The sequence below is a fragment of the Mycoplasma sp. CB776 genome, from assembly GCF_054343395.1.
On the sequence record NZ_JBTGVD010000026.1, the window covers coordinates 1 to 16,044 of the forward strand.

At 22.8% G+C, this 16,044-nt stretch carries 9 protein-coding genes; 7 read left to right on the top strand and 2 right to left on the bottom strand.

Annotation, left to right across the window (positions count from 1 at the left end):
* The 5 genes from ACXX86_RS03425 to ACXX86_RS03445 all read left to right on the top strand — a co-directional run.
* On the top strand, positions 1–334 hold a 334-nt coding region (locus ACXX86_RS03425), incomplete at its 5' end, for a R.Pab1 family restriction endonuclease (protein ID WP_458561143.1).
* Between the two features lie 107 nt (positions 335–441).
* Positions 442–1,776 (top strand): signal recognition particle protein, encoded by a 1,335-nt coding sequence (gene ffh, locus ACXX86_RS03430; RefSeq protein ID WP_458561144.1) that lies wholly within the window; start codon positions 442–444, stop codon positions 1,774–1,776.
* Positions 1,777–1,791: 15 nt separating this feature from the next.
* Entirely contained in the window at positions 1,792–3,516 is a 1,725-nt protein-coding gene (locus ACXX86_RS03435; RefSeq protein WP_458561145.1) for a Na/Pi cotransporter family protein, read from the top strand.
* A gap of 8 nt (positions 3,517–3,524) precedes the next feature.
* Positions 3,525–4,832 carry a discoidin domain-containing protein gene (locus ACXX86_RS03440; protein WP_458561146.1) on the top strand — a complete coding sequence of 436 codons (1,308 nt, stop codon included), beginning with the start codon at positions 3,525–3,527 and terminating at the stop codon, positions 4,830–4,832.
* 7 nt (positions 4,833–4,839) lie between these two features.
* A complete protein-coding gene (locus ACXX86_RS03445; RefSeq protein ID WP_458561147.1) occupies positions 4,840–9,819 on the top strand; it encodes an MGA_1079 family surface serine endopeptidase in 4,980 nt (1,659 codons plus the stop codon).
* Between the two features lie 60 nt (positions 9,820–9,879).
* Here ACXX86_RS03445 and ACXX86_RS03450 read toward each other — a convergent pair whose 3' ends face one another.
* Positions 9,880–10,479: a hypothetical protein gene (locus ACXX86_RS03450; RefSeq protein ID WP_458561148.1), complete on the bottom strand. Its 600-nt coding sequence runs from the start codon at positions 10,477–10,479 to the stop codon at positions 9,880–9,882.
* A 769-nt stretch (positions 10,480–11,248) separates the two neighbouring features.
* Positions 11,249–11,872 (bottom strand): hypothetical protein, encoded by a 624-nt coding sequence (locus ACXX86_RS03455; RefSeq protein WP_436358416.1) that lies wholly within the window; start codon positions 11,870–11,872, stop codon positions 11,249–11,251.
* A 129-nt stretch (positions 11,873–12,001) separates the two neighbouring features.
* Here ACXX86_RS03455 and ACXX86_RS03460 point away from each other — a divergent pair, with 129 nt between their 5' ends.
* Both ACXX86_RS03460 and ACXX86_RS03465 read left to right on the top strand, forming a co-directional pair.
* Positions 12,002–13,762, top strand: coding sequence for a site-specific DNA-methyltransferase (locus tag ACXX86_RS03460; protein WP_436358415.1), 1,761 nt, complete (start codon positions 12,002–12,004; stop codon positions 13,760–13,762).
* Between the two features lie 2 nt (positions 13,763–13,764).
* Positions 13,765–16,044, top strand: a 2,280-nt coding sequence (locus ACXX86_RS03465; protein ID WP_458561149.1) for a DEAD/DEAH box helicase family protein, incomplete at its 3' end; no start/stop codon positions are given.

Sequence of the window (16,044 nt, forward strand, 5' to 3'; positions counted from 1 at the left end):
ATTGAGAAATTTTTACACAAAATTTATTACACTTCCTTTACCTACTTTTTTACATTCTTTTGATAATGGAATTAATATTGAAATATCAATTCAAAAACAACAATACGCATCCGGTTTCCAACCAATGGTTTATTTAAATATTCCTATTTCATTATTTAGCAATTCTATGTTATTACTTGGTCAAACTTCTAAACATTTAACAGAATTAAAACTAATTTTAAATAAAGAAATAGTTACAGTTTTCATGACTGTAGTAAAAATATTTGCTTTATGTTCAACAAAACATAAAACAGATATTTTGAATATTTTATCATTCTTAAAAGAAAACATTTAATTTTGAAAATATGAATTTTTGATTAAAAAAACAAATAAAAAATAAAATTTTAAAATATTTTATCAATATTACTAAAAACGGTATTAATTATTATATAATTAAGCAATATGTTAGATTTTTTAGGGAAAAGATTACAAAAAGCTATGCAAAAAGCTAGCTCAAAAACAATTTTAAAAGAAGAAGATTTATTAGAAATTACAAGAGAAATTAAATTAGCACTTTTAGAAGCTGACGTTAACTTGCTTGTTGTAAAAGATTTTATTAAAGAAGTTAAAGAAAAAGCAATTGGTTCTGAAATAATTGGTAAATTAAATCCAGGACAACAAATGATTAAAATTGTTAATGATGAATTAACTAAAATCCTTGGTGGAAAAACAAAAGAAATAAAATTAGATCAAACAAGAACAATCATAATGATGACTGGATTACAAGGATCTGGTAAAACTACTTCTACAGCAAAATTAGTTAGTTATTTTTTAAGAAAAAAAATGATTAAAAAACCACTAATGATTGCTGCAGATATTTATCGTCCTGCTGCTATAGAACAATTAAAAGTTCTTGGTAAACAATTGAATGTTGATGTTTATTTTGAAAATGATACTAATGTTCAAAATATAGTAAAAAACGGAATTCAGAAAGCTAAGGATGAATATTATGATTTTATAGTTATAGATACAGCTGGACGTTTATCTATTGATGAAAATTTAATGAACGAACTTGTTGATGTTAAAGCAATAGCAAAACCAAATGAAATATTTTTTGTTGCAGACGCCTTATCTGGACAAGATATTATTAATGTTGCCCAAACATTTAATGATTATTTAAAATTAACAGGTTCCATTATAACTAAATTAGACTCAGATGCTAGAGGTGGTGCTGCATTTTCATTAACAAAATTATTAAACTTACCTATTGTTTTTATAGGAACAGGTGAAAAAACTAATAATTTTGATTTATTCCATCCTGATAGAATGGCAGATAGAATTTTAGGAATGGGAGATGTTTTATCTTTAATTGAAAAAGCAGAAGAAGTTATTGATAAAGAAAAAGCAGAAAAATTAGGTAAAAGAATGCTTGCTGGTAATTTCAATTTAGATGATTTACTAAATTCATTACACCAAATGAAAAAAATGGGAAAATTTTCTAAATTAATAAAACTAATACCAGGTTTACCTAAAAATATTGATCTTTCTCAAGTTGAAGGAGTTGATGAAAAAATTAAATTATATGAAATTATCATTTCTTCAATGACTATGGAAGAAAGGAAGAATCCTAAATTGTTAAAAATGCCATCAAGAAAAAATAGAATTTTAAAAGGTTGTGGCAAGAGTGTTCAAGATTATAACAAACTTTTAACTGAATTTGAAATGCTTTCAAAAAGAATGAAAGAAATGTCAAAAAATGGAATGGGAGGACTAGGAAATATATTTAATAAATTTTAATTAATTTCCTAATATATGATTTTTGAAACAACTACTTTAGCAATTATATTTGCATTAGCCAGTTTGTCTTTGTTTATTTTTGCAACTAAAAAACTATCAACTACATTAAAAAATATTGGAGATAGTAAATTTAAAAAAATAATTAAAGTTATTTCCAAAAATAATTTTGTCGCACTTATGGTAGGTGTACTTATTACCACTTTAATTCAGTCTTCAGATGGTGCAATTGCTCTAATTATGGGGTTATTAGCTGCCAAATTTATTGGACTAAGGGTTGCAATTGCTTTTCTTTTAGGAGCAAATATTGGTACCGCTACTACTTCACTGATTGTTTCATTTCAATCGAGTTTTCAATTTACTGAATACTTTGTTCTTTTTATGTTTCTTGGAGTTTTTGGTTCCCTTTTAACAAAAAAAGAAAAAGCTGTAAATATCTTTTTAATTTTAGTTTCGATAGGAATGGTATTCTTTTCTTTAAAAATAATGTCAGGTGCAGCAAAGCAAATAGTAAAGGAAGATTTCTTTAAAGAAACTTTAAGAATTGCAGGAATTAATCCTTGATTATCTTTTCTATTTTCCTTTGTTTTAACTGGTTTATTGCAATCATCAAGCGCAACAGTTACTTTATATCAAGTTGTTTTCAATGAATCAAATTCCTTATTACAACTGCCTTCAGCGATTGCTCTTGTTTTTGGTGCTAATTTAGGTACAACAATAACAGGATTGATTGTTTCATTTACATCAAAAAATAATAATTCTAAAAAAATAGCATTAATTTGAGGATTCACTAACTTTACAATTTCCTTAATTTTATTGCCATTCTTATCACCTTTTACCTTTTATTCAGATTTTATTCAGTTAATTGTTCCAAATCAAAAAGCTCTTCAATTATCAATTGCACATTTACTTTTTAATTTCATTTTAGTTTCTATATTTTTCTGATTAATAAAATATTTAGAAAAGTTAGTAAATTTTCTTATCAAAGAGAAAAGGGCTGGAGCCGAATTTGATATTTATCTTCCAGAAGAATTAATAGGACAAAATGCTTCTTTAGCTTTAAAAGCTGCGAAAAATGCTTTATTTTCACAAGCTAAAATTTCAGAAGCAGGAATTGAATTGTTAAATAAATATATTGAAACTGGTGATACAAAATTACTTAGAAGATATTCTGAACTTGAAGAAGTAATTGATAACACTAGAACTTTAATTTACAATTATTTAGTTCAAATAAGTTCTAATAATTTAACTAAAAATGAAGCCAAAACACATTTATCTTTAATTTTATCTTCCCGTTCTATTGATAAAATTATGGGTTTAGGTCGAAGTGTAATTATTGAATTAAATAAAATTTATGACTCAAAAAACGAACTTTTCTTTGACATAGAACCAGAAATTGTTACAGAAATTAAAGAACTTGTTTCTTTAGTGCTTGTTTTAATCAAAAATGCCGCTGCTCAACTTGAAGAACAAACAAAAGAACGTAGTGAATTTATCGATAAAATGTCTAATAATTTAAATATTTTAACTTTAGAATTTGCAAAATCCAATGTTGAAAGATTAAAAACAGAAGAAGGTAGAAAACAACTAGAAAAAGATTTCGATTATAGCGTTCTACTTAGAACAATAGAAAGAATGTCTCATCACTGCCAAAGAATTAGTCACTATATTAAAAATTCAAGATTTAAAATGAAAAGAATTTCCGAACAAGAACGAACCAATTTTATAGATTTAAATAACTAGGAATATTTATGAATAAAAAATATAAAAAAATCTTTTTTCCTTTATTACTAGCAACATTATCAACATCTTTGATTGTTGTTTCATGTAATTCCAACAACAACAATGACGACATAAATTCAGAAAAATTTCCACCTAAAAATCCTAATCCAAATTTTAAAGAAGGAATTTACACAAAGGTAAATTCAGATATTTTTAAAATAAAAGAAACAGTAAATGATGTTAGTAGAGAAACTAATTTTATTGTTCAAGAACCAATTCTTTATTTTAATAAAGGAAAAGTTATTACTAAACAAGATTTACCAAAAACTGTTTTAATTATAAATAATACAGATTTTAGTTTTGAAAAAGAAGTTGTTTGAGACACTGATTTTGAAGAAAAAATACTCATTGATTACTCCACAACAATTCAAGGACATATTAAAGATTATCCATCCTTAACTACTCAATTAACAATTTATACAAGAACTCAAGTAGATGGAGATGAATACGTAAGAAGTGTTTTACCTGCTATTGATGAATTAAGTGCCAGAAAAGAAATTGATTATGACAAATCAACAAAAATTTTTAATCAAGCAAATTATGATTTTTGAAAGATGCTTGATAGTGATCAAGGTATAGAATCTAGATGAGACAATAGAGATATCCACAATAGACATACTTCCATTTCAGACAGAACAATCGTTTTTAAATGAGATGAAAGAAAATCTATTTCTCAAATTAGAATTAATTGATTTAAAAATGGTTGGGGCGGAAGCACATTACCAGAAACCTTTTATTTTTCTTATTCTAACGATGGGGAAAATTGAACAGAAGTTACAAATTTAGATAAAAACAAGGGAAGTCAATTTGATATAACTCCAGCAAACCCACTTTATGGAGTTAATGTGTCTAATCAAACCATTTTTAATTTTGATCCTATTAATACAAGATGATTTAAATTTTCATGAGATTCAGCTAAAACAGCAAATGGTGGTGATTCAATGATAGGAATTACAGATTTTCAATTTTGAGTAAAAAATAGTTTAAAAATTTTAACTCAAAATTCTAATTCAAGTTTTTTAAAATCTGTTTTAATAAATAATAAACCTATCGAGAATTTTAATTCTTTTAAAACTAGTTATGATATCGAATTACCTAATTTGGAACAACTAAACATTTTGGTTCCTAATCAAGAAAATTTAAGAATTCAAATTAAGGAAGTTTTATCTGAAGTTAACATTAAAAACAATACAAAAATTAAATCTGTATTTAAAATTTTAGTTACAGATGAAAACAATAATACAACTATATATAAACTAAATTTATCTAAAAAATAAGGGAAATATGGAAAAAAATAAAAAAAAGAAAGCAGCAATTTTTTGAATAAGCACTTCTCTTATTGGTTCAAGTATTCTAATAGGAACTGCAACATCACTTATTTTATATAATAATAACAATATTGAAACTAAAGATTACAATAGAAAATATAATGAACAAAATCTAAATTTAAAAAGTTTTATTCTTAAACAACCCAATTATAAAATAGATGAACCCTTAAGAAATTTTTATAGTTGATTTTTAAATACAAAAGAAAAAGATTTAAATAAAAGAGAAGAGCAAATCAATGAACTTAAATCTTTTGTTAATGAATATAATAAATTTGCCCAAATGTCTTTTGAAGAGTTAAATCATCTTTTTTCTGTCAAAAAAGAAATATTATTTAATAAAAATAATAAAATTATTAATTTTAAGGATGAAATCTTTAAAGAAATTTTAAAAACCAAGTTTGAAAATTTTAACTTTAAAGAAAAAACTAATGAACTAAAAAGTATAATTCAAAATTTACCTATAATTGATGATGAAAATAAAAAATTAAATAGTGAAATTACTAATTTTGCTACAAAAATAAATGATACAAATTTCAGTAATCCTTCCATTTATAAATTTAGCAATAAGAATTTTAAATTTGAATTTAATAAGGAAAATTTTGATTATCAAGAATACTATAATAAGTTAGAAAAAGTTGATAAAAATATTAAAGAACTATTGGATGATTTCTCTTTTTACAAAGAAAATTGATCTTTAAGAATTGAAGATTGATCCACTTTTTCAAATACTATAGAACAAGGGTTTTCTGAAGAGAAAATCTTATCTTTTAAGACAGTAGATGATTTGCAAAATCATATTGATTATTTATCATTAAATTTTAAAAATTATATAAAATCAAAAAATTTAAATGAGTCCTATTTACATTATAAGAAAACCAAATTTACGGAAGAAATAAAAGAATTTGCTTTTTTAACAGATGATCAAAAACAATTTTTTATCAACAGAAATAACGAAATTAAAACTATTGAAGATTATGAACAATTATTAAATAAAATCAATTCTCTAAAAAATGATTTCGATATTTCAAAAGAGAAATTAATCGAATATTTAAATAATTCTAAAATTGAAAATAATTTTAAAAAAGAGTTAATTCAAAATGTAAAATTAATAAAAACTAAGCAAGAAATAGATAATTTTAAAAATGCTTTAGAACAACTTTTTTCTAAAATAGAAAATTTAAAAACACTAATTTTAGAATTTGAAAATGGAATTTCAAACAATAGTTTATCAGGACAAAAACAATTTAATTTTTTAAAAGAAAAAATAAAACTTGATTCATTTATTAAAAATAATGAATTGTTAGATGTAGATATTTTTGATCTCACTAAATCAATAGATAAAGCAGATCAATTTATTTCAAAATTAAATGAAATAAAAAATGCAACCGATACAACAAATGATGATTTGCAAACTATTTTCAATAGAGAAGCAAATGCAAATTTAAGTAATTTTCAATTAAATTCTAATACAGAAAAGTTTGATTTAAAACAATATTTATACTCTGGTTCTATTAACTTAAAAAATGCAAATTTATATTTTGGAGCATTAGATACAGATTTTATCGATTACACAATTTCCAATTTACAACTAAAAGAAGATAATAGAAATATTCTTGTTGTAACAATAGATGCTGTTGCAAAAACTGATTCTAATTTGCACACAACAATAAGAAAAGAAATTGATTTTTCTGCTAAAAATATTACACCTATTATAAATAATATATCTATTGCAAATTTAGATGAAATTTACGATATTAACTACTTTGAATTATCTAAAATTAAATTTAGAGAATTTCTTGAAAATGAAACATATAAAAAGTATTTAATAAAGAAAAAACAGGGTATTTCGAATTTCTTTAGTTATGATATAGTGCCTAATTTTAGTTTAGAAAATAACACAAATAAATTGCAAGCAACAGTAAATATTTTATTTAATAAGCAAGTTATAAAAAATTTTAATCTCACTTCTTTAAAAGCAGTAGAATTTGAAAATGAAAACACCGAAAAAGATGATGAAGTAAACAAAAACAAAATTTTACAACTTTTAAATGGACCGGTTGGTGATTTATTAGAAGAATTTCAATTTAAAGATGGTGTAAGAAAAACTCACACAGACTATTATTCAAAAGATGCAAAAATAGCAATTGAAAATTCTTATATTTTACCTAAATATGGTAGATATGAAATTTATGTAGAAAATGTTGAAAGTTATAATAATATAAAACAAATTAGAGACACTGCTAGAGGTGGAGACGCAAATGTTTTCTTTTGATACAAAATAGATGGACAAAAAGCACCTTTACCTGAAAATAAATCAAGATATATAAAAACAGTTGATTTCTTTAGACATTTTACTTATGAAGCAATAAAACCAATCAATGGTAAACAATTTACAGCAGCCGATTTTAAAGGAAATTACAGTGAAATAGAAGAAAATTTCAAAACAGAAATCAATAAAATTAATGAAACTAATTTTCAACATAGAAAAGTTCAAGGAAAAGCAGTTAGACAAGGAGATGTTACCTTGTATAGAGCATTTAATATAAAAGATTTTCTTTTCCAAAATCATCTAGAAAAAATGAATTACTTTTTCAAATTAGCAAATGCAACTGATGATTCTGCTTTAGTTGGACAAAGTTATGATAATGACTGATTTGTACCTTTAGATGCTAAATTAATTACTAAAAGTGGAATTGTTAAAAGTACTGCAAACTTAAATGATTTATTAACTAAATACTTTTATTATTTTTATGATATAAAACAAATAAATAAGTGATCATTATCATTTAAAATTGGATTTATTAATATTTTAGATAATACCAAAAGATTTACTAATGAACAGGAATATGTGTTAGATAATGTTGTAAATGATTATCAACAGGAACTTTATCCTGCAGTTATTTTAAACAAAATAACTTTATCAGATATCAACGTTAATAAAGAGCAATTAAAAGAACATGATGTAACTTATTATAGAAATAATTTGGATGAATTAAATAGAATTGTTACTTTAAACTATCCTGGCGATGAAATAGAATATAATAATTTTTCTTTACCTAAAAATCGCTTTAAAATTTCAGAAATTCAAAATGCAAATGATGATTTCGCATTTGTTAGATTTGCCTTTTATAAAAAAGATGATTCAGTTATTAACAGTGATGTTTGATACAAAATTAGCGGATTTAAAAAGATTATCACTAATGAAGGAACTAATAAACTTACATTTGATAATAACAAACTAAATACAGTCTTTTATTCAGAAAATGAAGTTGAAAGAGAAAGAGAATTAGAACCTTTTTGAAAAGATTTAATTTGAACTTTAGATCCTAAAACCAACGTTGCATCTTGAGTACTAAAAAAACAGTATATTGAAAAAACTTTTCTTGCATCAGGAGCAAAAAACAGAAGTTTTAAATTAACTTTATTTGGAAATGTTTTATCAGTTGATAATGACAAAGATGATAGAGTAAGAAATGAATCTAAAGTTCCTAAGTTTGATTTTGATTTTGAAGAGTTAGTAATAGGTAAATTAGTTATTAAAGAAGGTGTTGTTGGTGGTTATAAATTTCCAAAAGGAAGAACTTGAATTCAAGTGCCACCAGTGGAATATATTTTAAGTGCTCAGTATGACGAAAATACAGGAATTTCCTTTACTTTAAAACTAAAAAATCCTGAATACAAAATTATTATTGATACAACTTATACACAACCAAATGATGTTAACTTTTCTCCTTCAAGAGCTTTTATTTTAAATTTTGCACCAGCAAAAATAGTAATGAAATATACAAATAGCAATCAAAAGGAACATTTTAGCGATTACAAAACTAATCAATATAATTATGAACATGTAAATTATGATTTACAGCAACAACCAATTTTACATTATAATGATGAAAATATTGATTCAGATTACAGTGTTTATAATCCAAATCAAAATGTAATTTATAAAATTCATGAAGGATATAAACCAGATAAAGAATGAATTAGACACGAATGATATGATTGAAAACTTGTGAATACTGTAAAATCAAGAGTTGTAAAGTATGCTGCAGATATTGCAGGTAAATATTATTTTGCTTCTGGTTCAATTATAGGAAAAGTTAATAATGATCCAAATGATGCTAGATTTTATGTGTTAACAAATCAACACGTAGATAGAGAAGTAGGTAGTTTAAGTCAAATTACAGGTGATAACCTTCCTTATCAACCTAAAATAAATAGAACTTTCTTAATTGCAAGTGATAAATACAAAAATGATATTAATCCAGGATATAGATATAATGCCACCGAAAATGATGTTGGATTTAGTAAAGTTCCATCCAAAATTATATGAGTTGGTGGATGAGATAAAAGTCAAATAGGTAAAAATGGTACATCTAAAGCCGCATATGATGCAGCAGTAACTATTATTGATTTAAAAGCACTTTTAAAACAAACAAAAAGAGATGGAAGAATGGGACTTGCGAAACATTTAGAAAATCTTTTTAAAATTCCTGATTTAAAATTTGATGCAAATTATAAACAAAGTGAAATGTTTGTTCCTACAATTAGAGATACAGCTCATTTAGGTTTTCCTGTTTGAGGAACTAAAACAGGATATGTAAATCATAGACCGACAATAGGTAGAGATAATGTTAGATTTACACAAACACCTAATTTTGCACCTTTATATTTTGGAACAGGGAATTCTGGTTCTGGAATATTTACAGACGACAATAGTTTTATAGCACTTTGAACATCTGGTTCTGGTGGAGCATGATCTGATGGGTTCCGTTATGATACAACAGATTTTAATTATTTTGGTATTAACTGAAATAACGAAAATCCATTAAGCTTAAAGAACACAGGTTCTTTTGGTGCTCAAATAGCAAGAGCAAATGCTAAAGATCCTAATTCTTTTGCACTCCCTTGATTCTGAAAAGAAATAAAAGAATAAATGCAATGAAGAAAAACTTCATTGCTTTTTATAAATGATTTTTAGGTTAAATATTCAAAATTAAAAATTTTCAATTAGTTGTTTAATAATTAATTTATTTTCAATAAATACAGCATTATTTAAAGTTTTTAAAAGCATTTTTTTGTTATTTTCCTGTAAATTTTCCGTATTTTTATAATTTTTAGATAGTTTGAGTTTGTTAAAAGTTTCATCTAGAATATCTTTTTCAAATTCAATAGAAAAAATAAAATTATCAATGGTTTTTAATAGTTTAAAAGATTCTTTTTCACTTTGAATTTTTTGTTTATATATTAAATTAAAAATGTTTTCAAAAAGATTTCAATATTTATTTGAAATTATAAAACCATTACTTTTTGTTTGAAATTCTTTAATAGTATCATTATTAAAGATAATTTCAATATTGACTTTATTTATTATTCCTCGAATTGTTTCATTATCTTTATATAGAATTTTATTAAAATTTTGTTCTAATTTTAATTCATTAATAGGGACTGTGGATATTAAACTTATTTTGTTAATTAAGGAGTAGTCATTTGTTAGTATATATTCTGCTAGATCATTGATAATAACTAAATTTTTATTTTTTAGTTTTTCAATTATAAATGAAATTTTTTGAAAATTAAAATAAATTTGAATCAATTTAAAACTTTTAAAAAAATTAAGTTTAGAAATATTTATAATTATTAAAAATATCATACAATAATTCATAACAAAATAGTTGTTATAATAATATAGTAAATAATATTCCGAAATATTCTTAACTAGTTTTAATGAAAAATAAACGGAAAAAATAATAAATAAAATTTTTAAGTAAAATAAAATTTTTTCAATTGTTTCTTGGTTTTGATAGTATTTTGAAATTTTGTCATAAATGAAAGAAAAATTTAGTGATAAGGCAGAAGATATTAAAATACAATAACTTGTAATTAGAAAAGAAAATAAGATTTTAATAATAAGATATTTAAAGGAAGTAATTGCACTTATTTTTTCTATTTCTCTTTTTATAAAGTATTTTGTTTTGTTCATAAAAGTTGTCTCCCATTTTTAAATTTAAAATGTAAAAAAAAGTAATATTTAGTTAAAATAAATATTTTAAAATTACTAAATTTTTTATTTCTTTTAAGCATTAATTTGATAATAATAATGTTTAAAGTTCTTAAAAAACCTAAAATGAAAAATAAAAATAAAATAATTCCACTAAAATAACTGAATAAAAAAATTAAGTTATAGACAATTCCAAAAAACAAATTATTGTAAATAAAATCAATATAAAAAAAAGAAATTAAGGTAAAAATAATTAAATAAAGGTAAATCAAAAATTTGGCTATAACTTTTAAAAAACTGTTATTTTCATTAATTATTTCTGTATAAAATAAATAACCATTCTTTTTATCAAAATAGATTTTCATTATTCAATGAATTTTCTTTCTGTTCCATTTATTTTGTTTATATATCTTTTAATTGCAGTTTCTTTTATTGAGTTAATTGAATTGATCATATTTTTAATCTTATTATACATTATTGGTCCATTTGGTCCTGTTCTGTGATAGAAAGGCAAACTATCAATTATATTTAATAAGTCACTTAAATCGTTTTTAATTTTGTCTAAATCACCATTAGTTGAGATTAAAAAAGAAATTTCATATACTTTTTCTCTTGTTCTTTCATCTATAAAATTAGATGCTTCTATTATTTGACTTATTCCTTCAAAAACTCCACTAAGAATTCCTGAAAAAATTTTAGTTTTATCTCATATAGGATCTCCGGGTATTACTGATTCTGAAAATCAACCTATATTATCAGATGAAGTTGAAAAAAAGATAGCAACTTTTTCTCTGTTATAATCTGCTTTTAATATCATATCTGATAAATAATCGGATAAATCTCTTTTTAGAGAATTTCATTCTCAAAATTCTATTTCATCTTTATATTGATAAAATTTATAATCATTTAAAACTTTTTTAATATAAATTAGCGGTAAGTCTGGTCCATTTTTATTTATTAAATCTATTATTTGTGTTGGTATAAACATAGTTTCTCCCTATTTAATAATATTGTTATATTTTAATTATACTCCTTTATTTTATTAGATTTTAAAATAAATAAAATAATACTTATAGTAAAATTTAATTTATAATAAAGAAAATAAAAGGAAGTAAAAATGAGTAATTATTCAAAAACAAAACAAGAAGAATTTGTAGAATTAATAAAAGAAATAAAAAGCGAAACTAGAGATGAAAAAAGATTAATTCAACTGAATTTATTATTAAAAGAAGTAAGTCAAAAAAGATTCGGCTTAATTTGAGAAGAGCAAAAAGAAAAAGTAGATAATGTTTTAAAGTCGAATATTCTTTTTTTGCAGGAAAATAAAGCAAATAAGATAATTAATTCTAAAGAAAAGTCATTAAATTTTTTAATAGAAGGTGAAAACTTATTGACCTTAAATTTACTTTTGAAAACTCATAAAAATAAAATCGAAGTCATTTATATTGATCCACCTTATAACACTAAAAATAAAGATTTTATTTATAACGATAATTATGTTGATGCAAATGATAAATTCCCGCATTCTAAATGATTATCTTTTATGAATAAGAGATTGAAATTAGCTCGCGAATTATTAGCAGATAATGGAGTTATTTTAATTAGCATAGATGAAAATGAGTTTGCTCATTTGAAAATTTTATGCGACCAAATTTTTGGAGAATTTAATTTTATAGAAAATTTTATTTGAATTAAAAATTCAACAAAAAACAATTCTAAAACAACATCAACTAATCATGAATACATTTTGTGTTATAGTAAAAATAGAGAAATTTTAGAAAGAAAAAATTTCTTTAAAATAACTAAACCAGGATTTTTAGAAGTGCAAAATTTACTTCAATATGCTAAAGAAGAAAATTTAGAAATTTCGGAAGTAGAACAACTATTAAAATCTTTTTATAAAGAGAATCCCCAATTAAAAGGAATTTCAAACTATAATAAAGTTGAAAAAGAATATTTAACAAAGACAGATTGAAATTTTAAAGTTTTTGCTTTAGATAATACTTCTTCTCCTGTTTTTAGCGAAAAAAATAATTATAAAATTCTTCATCCAATTACAAAAAAAGAATGTAAAAATCCAAAAACAGGATGAAGATATAGCTTAAAAACTATGGAAGAACATTTAAAAAATAATCGAATTTATTTTTATGATGATGAAACTAAAACACCACGTTTCAAAAGGTTTTTATCAGATTCTGAAATGGAAGTAGCGAAATCGGTAATTGAAAATACTAAAGAAGGTATAAAAGAAATAAATAAAATATTGATTAATAAAAACTTTAATAATCCAAAACCTGTTAGTTTAATAAAATATATATTAAGATTTTTTAATAAAAATTCAATAGTTTTAGATTTTTTTGCCGGTAGTGGAACTACTGCACAAGCAGTAATGGAATTAAATAAAGAGGATAATGGCAAAAGACAATTTATTTTGTGCACAAATAATGAAAATAACATATCTAGAAATATAACTTTTTCAAGAATAAAAACTGTTATAACAGGATTCAAAGATAATGGCGAAAAATATTCAAATGGTTCAGAGTTTAATTTAAAGTATTTAGAAGTTAAAACTATAAATTTTGCACAAGCAGAAAAAGAAGATTTTGAAATAGAAGAAATATTAATCAATAGTTCTAAATTGCTTGCAGAACTAGAGTATTTAAATGAAATTAACAATGAAAAAATTTATTTTATAAATAATGAAGAAGAAATAGAAACTGCTTTAAAAATAATCAAAAATAAAGGAAAATTGTTTATAAATACAGAAGTAGAGTTAAACTTAGAACAACAAAAAGAAATTGAAAAAAAAGAAATATCGCTTTTCAAAATCCCTTACAAATATTACTTTAAAGAACTTAAAAAGATAAGAGGTTATTAATTATGAAACTAAAAGAATTTCAAGTAAAAGCTGCTCAAAAAATATTTGAAAAAACATTTTCAACCATCGATGACAGCGCAATAAATAAAATTATTTTACAAGCACCTACCGGTTCAGGTAAAACAATAATTTTATTTGAATATATTAATCAGTTTATTTCAAATACTGATAATTATATTTTCATTTGATTAACACCTGGAAAAGGGGAATTGGAAGTGCAATCTTTTAATAAAATGAGAAAAAGTTTTCCAGCAATGATTTCTGGAGATTTGGATGATGTGTTACTAAATGGTTTTGAAAATAAAGGAATATATTTTATAAATTGAGAAAAAATTACAAATAAAACGAATATTGCTATTGCACAAACAGAAAAAAATAATTTTTTTGATAGAATAAACGAAGCTAAGTTGAAAAACTATAATTTTATAGTTATTATAGATGAAGAGCACAATAATAACACAATAAAAGCTAATTTTATTATTGAATCAATTTCTCCAAAAAGTGAAATTAGAGTTTCAGCAACGCCTATAAAAAAATCAAATAATTATCAAGAAATAATTATTAGTGAAAGTGATGTTATTGAAGAAGGATTAATAACAAAAGGAATTTTTATAAATAAAGATCTTGAAAAAAATAAAGGCAATAATATATCTTTTGAAACAAAATATTTAATTGAAAATTCAAATCAAATAAGAAAAAATATAATTACAGAATATCAAAAAATAAATCTTGACATTAATCCATTAGTGTTAATACAATTTCCTAATTTAAATGATAATTTAATTTCACAAGTAGAAGAAATTTTAAATAACTTAGGTTTTAATTATGAAAATGGAAAAGTAGCTTCTTGATTTTCAGAAAGAGATTTAGAAACCGAAGGAACTAAGAAAATAAAAAAACTTAGTAAAATCAATTTAGTTCCTGATGAAATAGTTAAAAATAATAATGAAGTTTCTTTTTTATTATTCAAGCAAGCAATAGCAACAGGTTGAGACTGTCCAAGGGCAAAAATTTTAGTTAAATTGCGTGATAATATGAGTGAAAAATTTGAAATTCAAACACTTGGACGAATTAGAAGAATGCCAGAAGTCCATCATTATAATAATGAAATATTAGATTATTCCTATTTATTTACATATGATGAAAAGTTTAAGAATGAAGCTATTTTATTAGGTGGATTTGAAGCTGAAAAATTATTTTTAAGAGAAGGTGCAAAGGATATTACATTATTAAAACAAATTCCAAACAAAAATTATGCTTACAATGAAAATAAAACATTATTAGAAGAAATCAGAGAGTATTTCTTAATAAAATATAACCTTAAAATCAATGAATTTGAAAAAAATAAAGAAATTTTAAAACAAAATGGTTTTATAATAAATGAAAAAATAATTACAAGTTTTCTACAAGGAAAGATTAATAATTTACAGGAAAATCCTTTTGAAAATGTTAGTGAACATACTAATGAAGTAGATGTAAGCACAAGTAATCATGGAAGAATTTTAATGAAAAGTATAGATCAATTAAAAAACCCTCTTAATCTTTCCTATGAAGATTTAAAAGAAACTATTTTGCATAAGTTATTTAAAAAATCTTCATTATTTAGGTTAAAAAGCAAAAAAGATAAAAAAATATTATCTTTAAATAATAAAGAATTCTATTCATTTATAATTAATAATTTTGAGAAATTACTGGAAATATTCAAAAGATTTGAAGAAACTAAAATATTACAAAATTCCCTTTTAGAAGTTAAAGAAGTGGAATTCAAAATCCCTAAAGAAGAATATTATTCATTTATAAACTATGAAAAAGAAAATAAAATATTAACAACAAATGTTTATAAAAATTATTCATTAGCTATGATTGATAGTGAAAAACTGCGTTCAAGAGCAGAAATGAATTTTGAAATTTGGTGTGAAAATAATCAAAATTTTATAAAAGATGTTTATAGAGTAGGAAATAAAGGTTATTCTAATTTTTCAATAATTTATTATAATTCACTTCATAAGAAAAAATTTTTACATATTGATTATATAATCAGAACTCAAAACCAAAATATTTACTTAATAAAAATAGAAAAAGATAATTTTAATAAAGAAGAAGATACAAAAGCAATGTTTAATCAATTAAAAAGATATTGTTTAAAAAATAAATATAATTTTGCTTTCATAAAGGAAAAACATTATAAAAACGATTTCAAACTTTTTATTAATAATACTATTTATTCTAGTAATATTAATGATGAATCTTGAATTGAAATTGAAAAAATGATAGAAAAAAAT